Source organism: Alishewanella sp. HH-ZS (genome assembly GCF_001704375.1).
GTDB lineage: Bacteria > Pseudomonadota > Gammaproteobacteria > Enterobacterales > Alteromonadaceae > Alishewanella > Alishewanella aestuarii.
The window spans coordinates 1-17,293 of record NZ_LZEJ01000012.1 but is presented as its reverse complement, the minus strand read 5'-3'; the positions used below and the strand labels follow the sequence as shown (position 1 = coordinate 17,293).

Below are 17,293 nucleotides of genomic sequence, written 5' to 3'. Positions count from 1 at the left end.
AAAAAAATACTGCCATGACGACGAACAGCAAAATTAAAGCGTTAGACCGGATCGATATTAGTATTCTGGATACGCTGCAAAAAGAAGGGCGTATTGCCAATGTCGACCTGGCAAAGAAGGTGAATTTAAGCGCCAGCCCCTGTATTGACCGGGTAAAGCGGCTGGAAAAAGAGGGTTTTATTGAAGGCTATGGCGCCAGGCTAAACAGCAGTAAGCTCGGCTATGGTACTGCGGCCTTTATACAGGTCACGCTGGACCGCACCACCAGTGATGTGTTTGATAAGTTCCGCGATGCCGTAGTGCAAATTCCGCAGGTGGCGGAGTGCCATATGGTGGCGGGCGGTTTTGACTATTTACTGAAACTGCGGCTGCCGAATATGGAAGCCTACCGCAGTATTCTGGCGCAGATTGTGGATTTGCCCGGTGTGGCGCAAACCCATACTTATGTGGTGATCGAGCAGGTGAAAAACGATCAGGGCTTGCCGCTGAAACTGCATGCCGATGCGAGTACGCCACCGGCACAAAGTTAACGCCCCATGTTACATCCAGCGATCGCTGTTGCGACGCTGTGGTACCAACTTGGGCAAAATCAGCCCGAATAACAGACCAAACAGTAAGAGGGCGCCGCCTAAAACCATAGGTTGTTGCCAGAAACTGGCTTGCTGCGCATCCAGCTCATTACTAAGCCGCTCGTTAGTACGCTTTAACTGTTCCAGTTCGGCCAGTGCCTGGTCGCGCTCCAGCGTCAGGCGCTGCACCACTTGTTGCCCTTGACCGCTATCCTGTTCCAGCTCAGTTAAACGGACGCTTTGTTGTTCAAAACGGCTCTGCAGTTCCGCTAACTGCGCCCGCAGACCCGGGGTTAAGCTCAAGTGTTCTTTCGGTAACCAACCGCTGCGGTTATCCTCGGTTTGCACCTGGACATAGCCTTCTTCTTCAGCCAGGCGCAGCACGCTGCTGCCAGCAGTCAGGGTGCCAACGATCCGGTATTGATTACCCGGACCTGAGTGCAGATAAACTACCAGATTATCGGAAATAAAGGCCGGGGTAGCGCTGGTTTGCGCCTTAACGGCAAATACACATAGCAGCAGGCTAAACAAAAATAACCACTGACAAAAGCTGCGAAATAAACTGAACATAGGTATCCTGACCAAAATCAAAGCAGTAGTGCATGGGTATTGGCGATGATAGGCAGTTGTGTAGCAGTTTACAAGGGCTAATACCGGCACTGTGTTATTGCAGGAGAGATCAGCATGAGTCTGGAGCTAGAGTTAAAGTTTTTAGTCGGCGCAGCCGACGCACCGCAAGTGGGTAAGCTATTGGCGCTCTATGGGCAGGTCACGGCAAACCCTGCCCAGCCGTTACTGAATGCGTATTTTGATACCCCACAGCAGTGGTTCCGTCGCCACGATATGGGCTTGCGAACCCGACAAAAGCAGGGACGATTTGAACAAACCATTAAACTGGCGGGGCAACAGCATGGCGCTTTGCAGATCCGGCCCGAATATAACCAGCCTTGCGCTGGTGTGGTGCCAGAGCTGGCGGCCTTTCCAAGCAATATCTGGCCGGCAGAGGCCGAGCTTGCTGCGCTACAACAGCACTTGCTGGAACTGTTTCGCACCGACTTCACCCGGCAGAGTTGGCAGCTGAACACGCCGCAGGCTGCAATTGAGGTGGTCTATGATCAGGGCGAGGTACGCTCCGGTGAGCGCCGGCAGCTGATTTCTGAACTGGAGCTGGAACTGCTGGATGGCGACGCCCTGGCGTTGTTTGACCTGGCGGAGTTTCTGTTACAGGCTTTGCCACTGAGGGCAGGCTGGTTGAGTAAAGCGGCCAGAGGGTATCAGCTTTATCTGCAGCATGGCACTCCTTATCCGCCTGAAATCCCACTCTCAGTACTGCCAGCGGAACGTTTGCTACGACATTTACAGCGCTTACAGCAACTGGAGAATTGTTATAGCCAGCAACTCAATCTGGCGCTGCTGCAGGATGTCGCAGCTGAGCTGCAGCTGCTGACGGATATCCTGCAGGATGAGGGCGAGCAACTGCTTGCCAGCCAGGGCCGTGGCCTGTTGCGCCAGCTTGCTGAGCAGCAGGGGTTGCTGTTCAATCAGCAAAGTTATCAATTATGGTTGCTAAAGTTGTCCCGTTTGCTGTGGCAACGCCAGCAATCCGGCTGCTGAGGAAAAAAGATGACAAGCACTGACTCAATCGTCACCACTTTAACGCCATCACAGCAGGCTAACTTGCATCTGTTGCTGCAGGCCAGCAACTTTCTGGCCAGAACACTACAGCAACAACCGGCATTAGTCAGCGAACTGATTGAGTCGGAACGGCTGGCAAGTAGCTTACAGCAGGGGTTTAGCGATCCGCTGGCGCAAACAGCGGATCTCAGTGAGCAGCAAGCCTTTGCCTTGCTAAGACAATACCGCAATGCCAGCCTGAGCCGGATCCTGGCTGCGGACATTCTGCAGTTACAACCGATCACTGCCAGCCTGAGTCAGGTTTCCGCGCTGGCAGATTGCCTGATCAACAGTGCTTATCACTGGGCGTACCAACAACTCAGTGCTTTGCACGGTACCCCGCTGGATCAGCAAGGACAGCCGATGCCACTATTGATCCTGGGCATGGGCAAATTGGGCGGGCGCGAGCTCAATTTTTCATCAGACATTGATCTGATTTTTACTTATCCGGCCAATGGTGAAATTGCCGGCAGCCGGCGGCCGTTGGAGTATCAGCAGTTTTTTACCAAGTTAGGACAAAAACTGATCGCCGCCCTGCATCAGGTGACGGCGGATGGTTTTTGCTATCGGGTAGATATGCGGCTACGCCCTTTTGGGGAAAGCGGCCCGCTGGTACTGAGCTTCGCGGCACTGGAAGACTATTATCAGGAGCAGGGCCGGGAATGGGAACGTTACGCCATGTTAAAAGCCCGGGTGCTGAATCCGGATCCCTGTCACAGTGTGGAACTGACTGCTTTACTGAAGCCATTTATTTATCGGCGCTATATCGATTACTCGGCCATTGAGTCGCTGCGGCGGATGAAGCAGCTGATTGAGCAGGAGAATCGCCGCCGTAACCGGCGTGACAATATCAAGCTGGGGGCCGGTGGCATTCGCGAAGTTGAATTTATTGTGCAAACCCTGCAACTGATCCGTGGCGGCCGGATCCCCAGTTTGCAGCAAGCCTCTATTTTGCTGGCGTTCAAGGCGCTTCGGACAGAGGGGATCCTGGACGCAGCCAGTGCAACCATGCTGGAGCAAGACTACCTGTGGTTGCGCCGGGTTGAACAAGCGCTGCAAGGCATGGAGGATAAGCAAACGCAAACCCTGCCGACCGATCCTGAGCAGCAACAGATGTTGCTGACGGCTTTGCAGCGGCCGGATTGGTCCACACTGACCGCCGAGATTGAACAGGCGATGCAGCGTATCCATAGCCAGTTTAAACAGGTGATCGAGCCCGAGCAGCAATTGGAAGCCGAAGAGATCAGTCTCGGGCGGTTGTTATGGGATAGTGAGCTACCCAGCACTGAACTGGCGGAACAGCTCGACTGGTTGGATAGCGAACAGGCTGAACAGCTGGTTGCCCAGCTGCAGCAGTTTAAACAGGATTGTCAGCGACGCTCTGTCGGGCCGCGCGGCCGCGATTACCTGGCCAAGTTGATCCCGCGCTTACTGCATTGGCTGGAACAGCAGCAGGCTTCGACGGCGGTATTAAGCCGGATCCTCGGAGTGTTCCGGCAAATTGTTACCCGTACCGCTTACCTTGAGTTGCTGTTTGAAAATCCACCGGCCTTGCAACAGCTGGTCCTGTTGTGCGCGCAAAGCGGCTGGCTGGCCGAGCATCTGGCCCGTTATCCGATGTTGTTGGATGAGCTGATTGATCCGGCGCAGCTATATCAGGTTGCCAATAAAGATGATTACCGGGACCGTCTGCGGCTCTATCTGTTGCGGGTGCCGGAGGATGATTTGGAGTTGCTGATGGAAAGCCTGCGGCAGTTTAAACAGGCACAGCAGTTACGCATCGCAGCCGCCGATATCAGTGGGGTGTTGCCACTGATGAAAGTCAGCGATCATCTGACCTGGCTGGCCGAAGTCATTATCGAACAGTTGGTTGAGCTGGCCTGGCAACAAATGACCGAGCGTTTCGGCTTACCAGCCGGCGCCAGTCAGCAGGATAAAGGTTTCGCGGTAATAGGTTACGGTAAGTTGGGGGGGCTGGAACTGGGGTATGGCTCCGATCTGGATTTGGTGTTTGTGCATCAATGTCAGAGCCAGGCGCCAACCAGCGGCGAGCGGGCTATTGATTCGCTGCAATTTTACCTGAAGCTGGTGCAGCGCATTCTGCATCTGAGTACCACCCGTACCAATAGTGGTGTGCTGTATGAGATTGATACCCGCTTGCGACCATCCGGGAATTCGGGCTTGCTGGCGATCCATATTGATACGTATCAGCAGTACCTGCAGCAAGAGGCCTGGACCTGGGAGCATCAGGCGCTGGTGCGTGCCCGCCTGATCGTTGGTTCGCCGGCCCTGAGTGCCCGCTTTACCGGGATCCGGCAACAAATCCTCAGTCAGCCCAGAGAGTTGGTGAAATTACAGCAGGAAGTACGCGACATGCGGCAAAAGCTGCGCCAGCACCATGGTGCCGACAGCACGGATGTTAAACATAGCGTCGGCGGTATTGTTGATCTGGAGTTTATCAGTCAGTACCTGGTACTGGCTTATGGCGCACAACATGCCGAGCTCTATCAATACAGTGACAATATCCGGATCCTGGAGGCGGCGGCTCAGGTTGGCTTAATTAGCCCTCAGCAAGCGGAACAACTTGCCGAAGCTTATCAGCTGTTACGAGGGGTGGGTCACCGCGCCACGCTGATGCCGGCCATGCAAAGCAATTTGCAGCACAGTAACGAACAGCGGTTGGTATTATTGCGCCAGGCCGTCAACCAGGCCTGGCAGCAGTGGCTTAACGACGAGCCGGCAGGGATGGTGCCGTAGCGATACAGCTCTGCCGCAGATACTCATGTTCCAGATCGGTCATCACCAGAGCCCGTGCCCGCGGGCAGTACCAACCGGTAACCCGTTGTTTAAAGTCGGGACTGATGGTAAATGCCAGTTCTTGTACGGTATCCAGCAGGGTACCGTTGGTTTCAAAGAACTGCTTAATCACATAGTCGCGTGGTAGAGTCCAAAACAGTACCAGATTTTCTTGTTGTGCGTATTGGCCCAGCGCCTGCTTGACTGTTTCACCGGCCTGAAAACGACGACGGGTATTAGCGCCGCGCCAGGCTGGATCGGCTGCCGTTACCTGAAGTTCGCGCCGGCGTAGCTGAGGGATCAGGTCTTTGCTGCTATCTTGCAGCGTAATAATATACTCACTCTTAGAGCTGCCCTGCATAATGCTATTGCGGAAGTTGGCATAAAACCGGCTGAAGCCCTCTGCTGCGGTATTGGTTTTTTCCGGATTGATCAACACATCAGGTTTAATCACCAGAAAATAGATCAGCACTATGCCCAGCAGCAGTAAAATCACATTAACAAATACTTTCATAGGTCGCTCCGGCGCCAGATTTAGTAAAGCGAGGGCGCATTGGGATCCGGTCGGGTTTTAAAGCGCCGGTGCAGCCACATATATTGTTCCGGTTGTTGCAATACCGCCCGTTCCACCCACTGATTTACCCGGGTCACATCCAGTTTATCGTCCCCGCTGGGGAAGTCTTGAAACGGTGGCAGAATTTCAATCTGATAACCCTGATAGTCAGCTAAACGACTGGTGATAACCGGGATCACCACGCAGTTAGCGGCATTGGCAAACAGCAGGGTACCGGTCGTGGTCGCTGTCTCAGCAACAGCAAAAAAAGGCACAAATTCGGCGCGATTGCGGCCATAGTCCTGATCCGGCAGATAAAAACACACTTCCTGTTCATTCAGGGCCTGGATAAGTCCTTTGACATCCCGCTTACCAATCATATATTTATTCGAGCGGGCGCGGCCATGGTACTGCAAGTAGTCCCACAGTGGGTTGTTGTTCGGCCGGTAAAAGCCAACACTGGGATGCGTTAAGCCGAATACCCGGCAAGCCGCTTCCAGATGCAGAAAGTGGGCGGCCAGTAGTAACACGCCCTTGCCTTCAGCCAGCGCCTGTTGAATATGTTCGTAGCCTTTAAAATGGGCCAGCTTGCGGATCCGCCAATCTGGCCACCACCAGCCAATTACAGTTTCCAACATAGCTTTGCCACTTTCTTCGGCATTACGCCAAAGTAGGGTTTCGCGCTCGGTCGCGGGCATATCGGGAAAACACAGCTCTAAATTACGGCGTGCAATTTTCTGGCGGGATCTCAGCACTTTAAACAATAAGCGGCCGAAAGCGGCGCCGATACCCATTAATACGCGGTAAGGTAACCAACTGAGCAGGTACAGAAAGGCCGCACCCAGCCATACCAGCCAGTATTGCGGTAACAAAAAACGCCAACTAAAACGGGGAGCATTCACCACTATCTACGCATCCGAAAACTCAGGTTGCCGGTATTGTAACGGAAAAATGACTGCGGGAAAGCTGAAACTGGTAGGAGCATGGGCGGGTGCAGCCTGAGCTACACCCGCAACCAACTTAGTTAGTCAGGGCTGCGTTAATTGCCAGCAGGTCCTGTTCGGTCAGATTACCTGCAGCCTGCTTTAGCTGCAGCTGGGCCAGAATATAGTCATAACAGGCACCGGCCAGATTACGCTGGGCGTCAAACAGGTTACGGGTGCTCAGCAACACGTCAACGATAGTCCGGGTACCAACCTCAAAGCCGGCTTCTGTTGCCTGCAGTGCGCTTTGCGCCGAAATCACCGCTTGTTCCAAAGCCCGGATCACCGACATCTGTGAGTTGACGTTATTAAAAGAACTACGCACCTGCCGCACGACGGAACGATGGCTTTGTTCCAGTGCCTGGCTAACCTCAACATAATTCGCTTGCGCGACCCGCACGCCTGCTTCGGTACCGCCACCGGAATAGATGGGGACCGACAGATTAATGCCGATAGAGCTGCTGTCGGCGCGGTCGATACCTGAGGTTTTCGATACGCCCAGGTTTGCGGTGGCATCCAGGGTTGGCAAGTGACCCGCTTTGGCCAACTCGATATCCAGTGACGACACATCCAGCGCAATACGCTGTGCCTGTAACGTCAGGTTATTCTGCTCAGCGATATTCATCCACTCGCTGACCACCTCTGGTGACGGCCGTGAGGCAGAAAATTTATCGGTATTTAACTGGGCAATTTCAGCATGATACTGGCCAGTAATTTCGCGCAGTGCTTCGCGGGCGTTTTCCAGTGCATTCTCGCTACTGATGCCCCGGGCGACGACGCTGTCAAACTGTGCTTGTGCTTCATGTACATCGGTAATGGCAGTTAAACCCACGGCAAAGCGTTGTTTGGTTTGCTCCAGCTGGCGCTCTACTGAACGTTTTTCTGCTTCCACAAAGGTCAGGTTATCGCGGGCCCGCAGCACATCAAAGTAGGCGCTGGTCACCCGAACAATTAAATCCTGCACTTCAGCGTTGTAAACGGTTTGGCTTTGTAGTGCGATCTTTTCCGCGCGGGACAAACTTTTCCAGTCGTTCCAATTGAATAACGTTTGGCTGGCCCGGATGCCGGCGCCGACAGTGTTACTGCCGCTAAAGCGCAAGTTATCACGGCTGCTACGCGTGACATCGGCGCCAAAGTTGACCGAGGGCAACAAGCGTGATCTGGACACATCAATACGGGCTGTGGCAGCGTCACGGTTAGCGGCCGCGCGCTGTACCACCGGATCTTTCTGGGTGGCTAGCTGATAAACGGCTTGTAAATCCTCAGCACTTAATTGCAGGCTGAAAAAGCTCAGAGATGACAGCACCAAGGTGCTTAAAAGGGTTTTTTTCATCTTTATAAATCCTGGTGGTAAAGGAAAGTGCGTATAAGTGCCCAAATGATAACCTGTTAACGTAAACTAGGGAACGATTAAACCGTAAAGTTACCCTGAAGAGTGTAACAAAATGTGAGGACACCGATGTCAGAATTCAAGGTTGAGCAGTATCCGTCTTTTTCCGCTTCGGATCTGGAGATAATCGACAAAAGCACGGTTTTTCAGGGCTTTTTCCGGATTGAACGCTGGCAGTTACGGCATAAATGCTTCGCCGGCGGCTGGAGTGGGGTCATGACCCGCGAATTATTTGAGCGCGGACAGGCGGTAGTAGTGCTGCCGTACAATGCGCAAACCGATGAGCTGGTACTGGTGGAGCAGTTCCGGATTGGGGCTGTGGGTAGTGGTCAGAGTCCCTGGTTGCTGGAGGCGATTGCCGGCATGATTGAACCCGGGCAAAGTGCGGAACTGACAGCGCGGCGCGAAGCCGAAGAGGAAGCCGGCATTCAGCTGACAGAGCTGTGGCCCATGTTACACTATTACTCCAGCCCAGGTGGCAGCACTGAACGGATCCAGTTGTATCTGGGGCGGTTAACTGCTGCGGTAACGCCAGGGGTGTTTGGGCTGGCTGACGAACACGAAGATATTAAGGTGCATCTGTTACCCCGCGCCACTGCGATGCAGTTGCTGGCGGAGGGCAAAATTGATAATGCGGCCACCGTAATTGCACTACAATGGTTGGCGCTGCATTTAGCGGATGTAACTGCACGTTGGGGGACTGATTGTTAAAAAGCGTCTATGTGCCAAAACTGCCGGATTTTTTAAGCCTGTGTGAGCGCAACTATGCCGCTTTGCACCGGCTGTTGCCGCCGGTGTTGGCTGTGGCAGAGCAGAGCTTTATTCAGTTTAGTAGTCAGGATATTTACCGGCTGACTATTCTGGACGTCGCGCCCTTTACCACCAAATTAAAAATTGAGCTCTGGCAGGGACAACAGCATTACTTTCAGCCCAGCTTTGATGTGCAGCTGTATCACGATGCCCGCTTAGCGGAAGTGGTGCGGGTACAGCAGCAATGGCGGTTTGCGGCGGTTTATCCTTATCCGAACCCGACCATGTCGCAACCGGATGAAAAACGTCAGATTAATCTACTGCTCCGCGACTGGTTGCGGCTCTGCGCCCGCGCCGGTTACCGCGCCGAGCCAGAAGCATTGCCTTAAGAGTATCTTGCTAACGATGAAGTCTTATCTGTTTCCCCCGCAAGCCAGCTATCGTTTGGTGCAGCTGACCGATTGCCATTTGCTGGCCAGTGCCGACGGCTGGTATCAGGGCTGTCAGCCGGCATTACATTTACAGCAGATTGTAGAACAACTGCTGCAGTCACCGCCTGATGCGGTACTATTGACCGGCGATCTAACCCAGGACCACAGCCGCGCCAGCTACCAACTGCTGGCGCAGTTACTGGCGCGATTGCGCTGCCCGGTATTTTTTGTACCGGGTAATCATGATGATCCGGTGCTACTCGCTGAGCTGCAACAGCAGCCGCCTTTTCATGCCGCCAGTGTATTAGCGCTGGCCGATTGGCAGTTGTGGTTGTTGGACAGCACCGGTGCCACACCGGCCGGTAGCTTCGACAGCGATAAGCAGCAATCCTTACAGCAGCACTTTTCGGCCAGCACCGCCAGTCATTTCTGGCTGTTTATGCATCATCATCCGCAGCCGCTGGCGTGTTTTATCGACCGTTATGGCCTGACTGAACAGCAACAGTTCTGGCAGCTGCTGTTGGCTGAAACGCGGGTGCGGGGGCTAAGTCATGGTCATGCCCACCTGGCCTATCAACGGGTGCAGGACGGTATTCAGCTGGTCGGTTGTCCGGCGACCTCAGTGCAATTTTTAACCACGCCCGACTGGCAGACCGTGGAACAGGGACCACAGTGGTGTGAGTGGCAATTTGCCGCAGCAGGTGCAGTCAGTTGGCAGTTTAAGAGGCTTTAGTGTGCAGCAACTTTATTATTTACATGGTTTTGCCAGTTCCAGCCAATCGGAAAAGGCCCGTCTGACGCAGGATTATTTTGCCGCGCTGCCGGGAGTGCAGCTAAAGGCGCTGGACTTACCCTATACGCCCGCCGAAGCCATGGCGACGCTACAACAACAGATCACCGCGCCGCCAGCCGCCATCATCGGCAGCTCGCTCGGTGGCTTTCTGGCGACGGTACTGGCCGAGCAGTATGGCTGCCGCGCCTGTCTGATTAATCCGGCAGTGGCTCCGCACAAGGTGCTGGCAGATTACATTGGTGAGTATCAGCACCCGGTGTTACAGCAACGCTATCAGGTGCGCACTGAGCACATGAGTCAGCTGGCCAGTCTGATGCCCTTGACGTTAAAGCGGCCAGAACAGTATTTTGTCCTTTTGCAAAGCGGTGATGAGGTGTTAGATTACCGCCAGGCTCTTAAGTATTATCAGGGCGCCCGTTTTGAGCTGGTCGAAGGCGGTGATCATAGCTTTGTTGGCTATCAGCAATATCTGACACAGATCGCAGAATTTTGTTTGCAACAGCCGTAAACAGGAAGCAACTACAACAATATGACTGAACAACTCTATAACGCCGAATCCATTGAGGTGTTAACCGGTTTAGAGCCGGTACAACGCCGTCCCGGCATGTATACCGATACGACCCGGCCAAACCATCTGGCGCAGGAGGTTATCGATAACAGTGTCGATGAAGCCCTGGCAGGGCATGCTGATCTGGTGCAGGTGATCCTGCACGATGACCAGTCGATCGAAGTCATTGATAACGGCCGTGGTATGCCGGTGGATATTCACCCGGAGGAAGGGGTCAGCGGCGTCGAGCTGATTATGTGCCGGCTGCACGCCGGTGGTAAATTCTCCAATAAGAACTATCAATTCTCCGGTGGCTTACACGGCGTCGGGATCTCGGTGGTCAATGCGCTGTCCAGCCGGGTTGAAGTCAGCATCCGTCGTGATGGTAATGTTTATGAGATGGCCTTTGCGGATGGTCACAAAGTCTCTGAGCTGGCGATAACCGGTACCGTGGGCAAACGCAATACCGGTACCCGGGTGCGGTTCTGGCCCACACCGTCCTATTTTGATTCGCCTAAATTTTCCGTCAGTCGCTTATTGCATGTGCTGAAGGCTAAGGCCGTGCTATGCCCCGGCCTTACGGTTAAATTTGACGACAAAGTTAACCAGCAACAATACCAATGGTGTTATCAGGCCGGGATCCGCGATTATCTGGCCGAAGCGGTGCAACAGTATCAGGCCTTGCCTGAGCAACCCTTTGTGGGTCAGTTTGTCGCCAGTACCGAAGCCGTAGAGTGGGCACTGCTGTGGCTACCTGAAGGCGGTGAACTGATCACCGAAAGCTACGTCAACCTGATCCCAACGGCGCAGGGTGGTACTCATGTCAATGGCCTGCGTCAGGGCTTGTTAGAAGCGATGCGTGAATTCTGCGAGTTCCGTAATCTGTTACCACGTGGCATTAAACTGTCACCGGAAGACTTATGGGATCGCTGTGCTTATGTGCTATCGCTGAAAATGCAGGATCCGCAATTTGCCGGCCAGACCAAAGAACGCTTGTCATCCAGGCAGTCGGCGGCCTTTGTCAGCGGCATTGTGAAAGATGCCTTTAGCTTGTGGCTAAACGAGCATACCGATATTGCACTGGCACTGGCCGATTTCTGTATTAACAACGCGCAGCGCCGCTTAAAAGCGGCGAAAAAAGTCGTCCGCAAAAAAGTTACTTCTGGCCCGGCGCTGCCCGGCAAGCTGGCCGATTGTGCGGCCCAGGACTTAGCCCGTACTGAACTGTTTTTAGTCGAAGGGGATTCGGCCGGTGGTTCTGCCAAGCAGGCGCGCGACCGTGAATTTCAGGCAGTGATGCCACTACGCGGTAAAATCCTTAATACCTGGGAAGTCGAGTCCTCGCAAATTCTGGCCTCGCAGGAAGTGCATGATATCTCGGTGGCTATTGGTATTGATCCGGACTCTGAGGATCTGTCGGCGCTGCGTTATGGCAAGGTGTGTATCCTGGCTGACGCTGACTCTGATGGTCTGCATATCGCAACCTTACTTTGTGCGCTCTTTGTGCGGCACTTCCGTCATCTGGTGGAACAGGGCCATGTGTTTGTTGCCATGCCGCCGTTGTACCGGATTGATATTGGTAAAGACGTTTACTATGCGCTGGATGAGGAAGAGAAGAACGGTATTCTGGATCGGATTGAAGCCGAGAAGAAACGTGGCAAGGTCAATGTGCAACGCTTTAAAGGTCTGGGTGAAATGAACCCGTTACAGCTACGCGAAACCACCATGGATCCGAATACCCGGCGCCTGGTGCGGCTGACGATCGATGATGCGCCGCAAACGCTAGAGCTGATGGATATGCTGCTGGCAAAAAAACGTGCTAATGATCGTAAGGAGTGGTTAGAGCAAAAGGGTGATCGGGCAATAGTCGCCTGACATTAAAGGAAGAACATGATGTTGGGCTCTATGTTTCGCTATCATTTTTTGCTGCTTGCTATCTCGGCTGCGATAATTTTCAGCAGCAGTTTTCCTGTCTGGGCTCAAACCCTTGTGGTGCCAGAGTGGTTACAGCAGTTAGATGCACAAAAGCATCGCTCTCCCGAAAGCGTGTTGGAGCAACTGCAACAACAGCAAGATGTCTTTGTCGATCTGACTAAAACACAGCAGGCATTTTGGTTAAATATTGAAGCTACTGTATATAGCCATCTTGGTCGCTATCCCGAGCAACAGCAGGCAGCTCAACGTGGATTGGCGCTACTGGAAGAGCAACCGAGTTTGCTGCAGGTAGAACTGTTGCTGGAACTGGGGTATGCCAGAGAAATGCAATTGGCACTAACTGAGGCGCTGACTTTGTACCGGCAGGCGAGTGACACTGCCATAGCGCTGGAGAATAACAAGTTGCGAATACGTGCGATGGTCAACATCGCAGCTATCGACACGTTACAAGATCGCGATCAGCAAGCTTTACAAGCGTTAAAGCAAGCCTATCAAGAAGCTTCTACTCTGCAAGACAAAGAGCTACTGGCAGAGGTGAATGCGCAGCTTGGTTTAATGTATTCGTCTTTAGCGTTTGAGCAGGAAGCCCAACAGTTTCTGGAACAAGCTCTGACCTTGTACGACGAGTTAGGCTGGCAACGCAATAAGGTCACCGTATTGTATAACTTGGCTAGGAATTACAGTTATTTAGAGAATTTTGAATTAGCACTGCAAAGCTTTGATCGGATGCTGCAGTCGGCTCAAATTGCCAATGATTTATTGAGCATGTATTACGCCTACAGCGGGCTCGCTATCACAAGTAACGAAATGGGCCGGCCTCAAATTGCGTTGAATTACATGGAAAAAGCAGAGGAGTATTTAAATGTTATTCAATCTGCTTATTATTTGTCTGGCCATCACTACGAGAAGGCATTGATTTATCAAAAACTGCAACAAAACTCACTCGCCTTGCAGCAACTACAGCTTTCCGAAGAGTATTTACAAAAACTGGAACATGACGATCCCGGCAATATGTTGTTAGCGCTGCAGTTGTTGAAATCTGAGCTGTTAGCAGAACAGGGGCAATATCAACGTGCCTACCAAAACTTGCAAGCTTTTGTCCGTGGCTTTCAACAATTTCGAGACAAAGAAAATGAAATTGAGTTAGCGAAGCTGCGCATGGGGTTTGAAGCCGAACGGGAACTGGCAAGACAGACCTTGCTAGAGCAAGAATTGCAGGTGAAAGCGCTAAGGTTGGCTGAAATCAACCGCGCCAGACAAATCCAATGGATGTGGTTGGCAATAGCAATGGGTATTATTGCGTTGATCCTTGCTTTGTTTATGCTAGTTAGAAAAAACCAACAGCAGCGCCGTAAACTCGAACTGACGAAACAGGAAAAGTCATGACAGAAACCCTGATTGCCGCTGACGGTACCGAACAGTTACCGCTGCGGCGTTTTACCGAAGACGCCTATCTGAACTATTCGATGTACGTCATTATGGACCGGGCCCTGCCACATATCGGTGATGGCTTAAAGCCGGTACAGCGGCGGATTATTTACGCCATGTCAGAGCTGGGCTTATCGCATCTGGCGAAATATAAAAAATCGGCCCGCACTGTCGGTGACGTGCTGGGTAAATATCACCCGCATGGTGACTCGGCCTGTTACGAAGCCATGGTATTAATGGCGCAGCCGTTCTCATACCGCTATCCATTGGTGGATGGTCAGGGTAACTGGGGGGCGCCGGACGATCCTAAGTCGTTCGCGGCAATGCGTTATACCGAGGCTAAGCTGTCGCGCTTTAGTGAAGTGCTGTTATCAGAGCTGGGCTCAGGCACGACGGACTGGATCCCGAATTTTGACGGCACCATGGACGAACCTAAGGTGCTGCCATCACGCTTACCGCATATCTTACTTAATGGCACCACCGGTATTGCCGTGGGCATGGCAACCGATATTCCGCCGCATAATGCCCGCGAAGTGGCCAATGCCTGCGCTGCGCTGCTGGATAACCCACAGGCCAGTGTGACCGACTTGCTGCAGTATGTGAAAGGTCCGGACTATCCGACTGATGCGGAAATCATTTCGTCAGCCGACGATATCGCAGCCGTGTATCAGACCGGCCGTGGCAGCATTAAGATGCGCGCCCTGTATCAGCAGGAAGACGGCGATATTGTGATCACAGCGCTGCCGCACCAGACCTCGGGCTCCAAGGTGCTGGAGCAGATTGCTGCGCAGATGCAGGCGAAAAAGCTGCCGATGGTATCGGATTTACGCGATGAGTCGGATCATGAAAACCCGACCCGCATCGTGATAGTGCCGCGCTCAAACCGGATTGATGTTGAGCAATTAATGCAGCATCTGTTTGCTACCACTGATCTGGAGAAAAGCTACCGGGTTAACCTGAATATCCTTGGTCTGGATCACCGGCCAAAGGTCCGCAATCTGGTGGAAATTCTTGGCGAATGGCTGATTTTCCGCCGCGATACGGTGCGCCGGCGCCTGCAATACCGGCTGGATAAGGTATTGGATCGCTTGCATGTATTAGAAGGTTTATTAATTGCCTTTCTGAATATTGACCACGTGATCCGGATTATCCGCACCTATGACGAACCCAAACCTGAGCTGGTCGCCTTTTTCGGCATTACCGAACGTCAGGCCGAAGCCATACTGGAATTAAAACTGCGGCATCTGGCCAAGCTGGAAGAGATGAAGATCCGCGGCGAGCAGGATGAGCTGAGTAAAGAGCGGGACAAACTACAGGCGATTTTAGGCTCCGAGAAAAAACTGACCAAACTGATCCGGGATGAACTGCTGGCTGATGCCGAAAAATATGGTGATGAGCGCCGCAGCCCGATAGTACAACGCGAAGAAGCCAAAGCCTTAACCGAGAAAGAGCTGCTGCCCAGCGAAGCGGTGACAGTGGTACTGTCGGAAAAAGGTTGGGTCCGCTGTGCCAAAGGCCATGATGTGGATGGCAATGCGTTAAGTTATAAAGCCGGTGATGCGTTTAAAGCACTGGCCAAAGGCCGCTCTAACCAGCAGGCGGTATTTTTAGACTCCTCCGGTCGCTGCTTTGCCACTGAAGCCCATGAGTTACCGTCGGCGCGCGGTCAGGGCGAGCCGTTAAGCGGTCGCTTTACCATTGTCGCCGGTGAGAGTATTGAGCATGTGCTGCTCGGGGATGAGAAACAAAGCCTGCTGCTGGCTTCGGATGCTGGCTATGGTTTTGTCGCCGAATACAGTGATTTACTCAGTCGCAATAAAGCCGGTAAGGCGCTGTTGAGTTTACCGGTTGGTGCTAAGGTGTTGCCGCCGGTGATTGTTGGCGATCCGGAGCATGATTTGCTGCTGTGTATCTCTAACGAAGGGCGGATGCTGTTGTTCCCGGTAACAGAGTTACCGAAACTCAGTAAGGGTAAGGGCAATAAGCTGATGTCGATTCCGTCGGCTCGTGCCGCCAGCCGCGAAGAATATGTTACCCAGCTGGCGGTGGTGCCGGCAACCGGCAGTGTCACGCTGGTGGCAGGTAAGCGTAAACTCAGTCTGAAAATGGACGATCTGGTGCATTATCAGGGTGAGCGTGGCCGGCGTGGTAATAAACTGCCTCGCGGTTTGCAGCGGATTGATGAGGTGATTGTCAACGGCAGCAGTGATCAAACCAGAGACGCCGAGCAATAAGTTATACTAGGCCCCTTGTTATTCTTTGACCTTGCAAGGGGCCTGTTTTGGTTGCCGTTGTTCGTTTACTGCTGTTAGCGCTGTTTTTTATTGTCAGTACTGTGGCGGGCTTACTAATCTGTTTGCTGCGCCCGTTCCATCCCAATAATGTGTATTGGTTTAGCCTCTGGTATGGCAGTGTGTCTCGCATCCTCGGTATTGAGGTGGAAATCCGCCGCGATCCGGCGATCCATGCCGGTGAACCCTATGTGTTTGTCGCCAACCATCAGAATAATCTCGATCTCTTTACCTTAAGTGGTTCAGTGCTGCCGCGTACCGTAACCATTGGTAAGAAAAGCCTGAAATATATTCCGTTTTTTGGCCAGCTGTATTGGCTAAGTGGCAATTTCCTGATTGACCGTGATGATAAAACTAAGGCGCTAAGCACTATGCTGGCGGCGGCCGAGCGGATTTCGAATCAAAAGATCTCGGTGTGGATGTTCCCGGAAGGCACCCGCAGCTATGGCCGGGGTTTACTGCCCTTTAAGATGGGCGCCTTTCATATCGCGCTGGAAGCTAAAGTCCCGCTGGTACCGGTCTGTATGAGCAGCACCCATCAGCAGTTTAAGCTTAATCGCTGGAATAATGGTAAGGTGATTATTCAGATGCAGGCACCGGTAGAATTGAGCAAAGAGCAGAATATCCGTCAGTTCGCCAAAGATCTGCGCAACCAGATGGCGGCGCAGATCAGCGCCCTTGATGCTGAGCTGGGTAACGACTACACTTCGCAGCAACAACCGCAATCAGAGTAATAACCCATGGAAAACTGGCAAGAATTTACTGAAGAAACTATCGCTGCCTTATTAGAAGATGGCAGCGACCCGGATGCGATGTACACCATTGAGCATCACTTTTATGACCAGGATTTTAATAAACTGGAAAAGCTGGCTGTTGAATTATTTAAGCTGGGCTATGAAGTGACTGACGCTGAAGAAGTGGAATTTGAAGACGGCGGCAGTGCCTGGGTATTTGATGCCATCCGTGAGCAATCACTGGAAGCGGCCAGTATTACTGCTGATGCGATCAAGCTGGAAGCCTTAGCGAAAAAGCATCAGGTCGAATATGACGGCTGGGGTACCTACTTTGAAGGTGATGAAGACGAAGAGTGGGACGAAGACGACGAGGAGTAATCCCGCGTTGCTTTAACCTGAATTAGTCTCGACTTAATCTG

The 17,293-nt window shown here is 52.8% G+C and carries 16 protein-coding genes; 12 read left to right on the top strand and 4 right to left on the bottom strand.

Annotated elements, in window-relative coordinates; translation table 11 throughout:
- The first annotated feature begins 14 nt into the window (after nucleotides 1-14).
- Entirely contained in the window at nucleotides 15-530 is a 516-nt protein-coding gene (locus A9165_RS06590; protein ID WP_008609190.1) for an Lrp/AsnC ligand binding domain-containing protein, read from the top strand.
- A 9-nt stretch (nucleotides 531-539) separates the two neighbouring features.
- Here the strand turns inward: A9165_RS06590 and A9165_RS06585 are convergent, their stop codons facing one another.
- Nucleotides 540-1,139 carry a TIGR04211 family SH3 domain-containing protein gene (locus A9165_RS06585; protein WP_065955340.1) on the bottom strand — a complete coding sequence of 200 codons (600 nt, stop codon included), beginning with the start codon at nucleotides 1,137-1,139 and terminating at the stop codon, nucleotides 540-542.
- A gap of 114 nt (nucleotides 1,140-1,253) precedes the next feature.
- On the opposite strand from A9165_RS06585, the gene A9165_RS06580 reads away from it, so the two are divergent.
- Entirely contained in the window at nucleotides 1,254-2,183 is a 930-nt protein-coding gene (locus tag A9165_RS06580; RefSeq protein ID WP_065955339.1) for an inorganic triphosphatase, read from the top strand.
- Nucleotides 2,184-2,192: 9 nt separating this feature from the next.
- Nucleotides 2,193-5,000 carry a bifunctional [glutamate--ammonia ligase]-adenylyl-L-tyrosine phosphorylase/[glutamate--ammonia-ligase] adenylyltransferase gene (glnE, locus tag A9165_RS06575; RefSeq protein WP_065955338.1) on the top strand — a complete coding sequence of 936 codons (2,808 nt, stop codon included), beginning with the start codon at nucleotides 2,193-2,195 and terminating at the stop codon, nucleotides 4,998-5,000.
- Here glnE and A9165_RS06570 read toward each other — a convergent pair.
- The 3 genes from A9165_RS06570 to tolC all read right to left on the bottom strand — a co-directional run bounded on the left by A9165_RS06570 (nucleotide 4,969) and on the right by tolC (nucleotide 7,908).
- Nucleotides 4,969-5,553 (bottom strand): TcpQ domain-containing protein, encoded by a 585-nt coding sequence (locus A9165_RS06570; protein WP_008609186.1) that lies wholly within the window; start codon nucleotides 5,551-5,553, stop codon nucleotides 4,969-4,971. The genes glnE and A9165_RS06570 overlap by 32 nt on opposite strands.
- Before the next feature lie 20 nt (nucleotides 5,554-5,573).
- Entirely contained in the window at nucleotides 5,574-6,497 is a 924-nt protein-coding gene (gene lpxL / locus A9165_RS06565) for an LpxL/LpxP family Kdo(2)-lipid IV(A) lauroyl/palmitoleoyl acyltransferase (RefSeq protein ID WP_065955337.1), read from the bottom strand.
- A gap of 115 nt (nucleotides 6,498-6,612) precedes the next feature.
- Complete coding sequence (gene tolC, locus A9165_RS06560) at nucleotides 6,613-7,908, bottom strand: outer membrane channel protein TolC (protein ID WP_065955336.1); 1,296 nt, start codon at nucleotides 7,906-7,908, stop codon at nucleotides 6,613-6,615.
- 126 nt (nucleotides 7,909-8,034) lie between these two features.
- On the opposite strand from tolC, the gene nudF reads away from it, so the two are divergent.
- From nudF to rraB, 9 genes are read left to right on the top strand one after another with little or no spacing between them, the layout of a single operon-like run.
- Complete coding sequence (gene nudF / locus A9165_RS06555; RefSeq protein ID WP_065955335.1) at nucleotides 8,035-8,676, top strand: ADP-ribose diphosphatase; 642 nt, start codon at nucleotides 8,035-8,037, stop codon at nucleotides 8,674-8,676.
- A complete protein-coding gene (locus A9165_RS06550) occupies nucleotides 8,670-9,104 on the top strand; it encodes a DUF1249 domain-containing protein (RefSeq protein ID WP_255365663.1) in 435 nt (144 codons plus the stop codon). The genes nudF and A9165_RS06550 overlap by 7 nt, the downstream gene beginning before the upstream one ends.
- A gap of 16 nt (nucleotides 9,105-9,120) precedes the next feature.
- The gene (locus tag A9165_RS06545; RefSeq protein ID WP_065955334.1) at nucleotides 9,121-9,879 is read left to right on the top strand and encodes a metallophosphoesterase; all 759 of its coding nucleotides are present in this window, start codon (nucleotides 9,121-9,123) and stop codon (nucleotides 9,877-9,879) included.
- 1 nt (nucleotide 9,880) lies between these two features.
- Nucleotides 9,881-10,447, top strand: coding sequence for a YqiA/YcfP family alpha/beta fold hydrolase (locus A9165_RS06540; protein ID WP_065955333.1), 567 nt, complete (start codon nucleotides 9,881-9,883; stop codon nucleotides 10,445-10,447).
- Between the two features lie 21 nt (nucleotides 10,448-10,468).
- Nucleotides 10,469-12,361 carry a DNA topoisomerase IV subunit B gene (gene parE, locus A9165_RS06535; protein WP_065955332.1) on the top strand — a complete coding sequence of 631 codons (1,893 nt, stop codon included), beginning with the start codon at nucleotides 10,469-10,471 and terminating at the stop codon, nucleotides 12,359-12,361.
- Nucleotides 12,362-12,376: 15 nt separating this feature from the next.
- Nucleotides 12,377-13,807, top strand: a complete 1,431-nt coding sequence (locus A9165_RS06530; RefSeq protein WP_255365662.1) for a diguanylate cyclase — start codon at nucleotides 12,377-12,379, stop codon at nucleotides 13,805-13,807.
- On the top strand, nucleotides 13,804-16,083 hold the full coding sequence (parC, locus tag A9165_RS06525) for a DNA topoisomerase IV subunit A (RefSeq protein ID WP_065955330.1): 2,280 nt from the start codon (nucleotides 13,804-13,806) through the stop codon (nucleotides 16,081-16,083). The genes A9165_RS06530 and parC overlap by 4 nt, the downstream gene beginning before the upstream one ends.
- 47 nt (nucleotides 16,084-16,130) lie before the next feature.
- Nucleotides 16,131-16,874, top strand: a complete 744-nt coding sequence (locus A9165_RS06520) for a 1-acylglycerol-3-phosphate O-acyltransferase (protein WP_065955329.1) — start codon at nucleotides 16,131-16,133, stop codon at nucleotides 16,872-16,874.
- A 6-nt stretch (nucleotides 16,875-16,880) separates the two neighbouring features.
- Nucleotides 16,881-17,252, top strand: a complete 372-nt coding sequence (gene rraB / locus A9165_RS06515) for a ribonuclease E inhibitor RraB (RefSeq protein WP_008609175.1) — start codon at nucleotides 16,881-16,883, stop codon at nucleotides 17,250-17,252.
- Nucleotides 17,253-17,293 lie beyond the last annotated feature (41 nt).

What these genes read in the sequence shown, in the direction of transcription:
- A9165_RS06590 (WP_008609190.1), top strand. Translation starts at nt 15, where the DNA reads ATGACGACGAACAGCAAAATTAAAGCGTTAGACCGGATCGATATTAGT.
- A9165_RS06585 (WP_065955340.1), bottom strand. Translation starts at nt 1,139, where the DNA reads ATGTTCAGTTTATTTCGCAGCTTTTGTCAGTGGTTATTTTTGTTTAGC.
- A9165_RS06580 (WP_065955339.1), top strand. Translation starts at nt 1,254, where the DNA reads ATGAGTCTGGAGCTAGAGTTAAAGTTTTTAGTCGGCGCAGCCGACGCA.
- glnE (WP_065955338.1), top strand. Translation starts at nt 2,193, where the DNA reads ATGACAAGCACTGACTCAATCGTCACCACTTTAACGCCATCACAGCAG.
- A9165_RS06570 (WP_008609186.1), bottom strand. Translation starts at nt 5,553, where the DNA reads ATGAAAGTATTTGTTAATGTGATTTTACTGCTGCTGGGCATAGTGCTG.
- tolC (WP_065955336.1), bottom strand. Translation starts at nt 7,908, where the DNA reads ATGAAAAAAACCCTTTTAAGCACCTTGGTGCTGTCATCTCTGAGCTTT.
- nudF (WP_065955335.1), top strand. Translation starts at nt 8,035, where the DNA reads ATGTCAGAATTCAAGGTTGAGCAGTATCCGTCTTTTTCCGCTTCGGAT.
- A9165_RS06545 (WP_065955334.1), top strand. Translation starts at nt 9,121, where the DNA reads ATGAAGTCTTATCTGTTTCCCCCGCAAGCCAGCTATCGTTTGGTGCAG.
- parE (WP_065955332.1), top strand. Translation starts at nt 10,469, where the DNA reads ATGACTGAACAACTCTATAACGCCGAATCCATTGAGGTGTTAACCGGT.
- A9165_RS06530 (WP_255365662.1), top strand. Translation starts at nt 12,377, where the DNA reads ATGATGTTGGGCTCTATGTTTCGCTATCATTTTTTGCTGCTTGCTATC.
- parC (WP_065955330.1), top strand. Translation starts at nt 13,804, where the DNA reads ATGACAGAAACCCTGATTGCCGCTGACGGTACCGAACAGTTACCGCTG.
- rraB (WP_008609175.1), top strand. Translation starts at nt 16,881, where the DNA reads ATGGAAAACTGGCAAGAATTTACTGAAGAAACTATCGCTGCCTTATTA.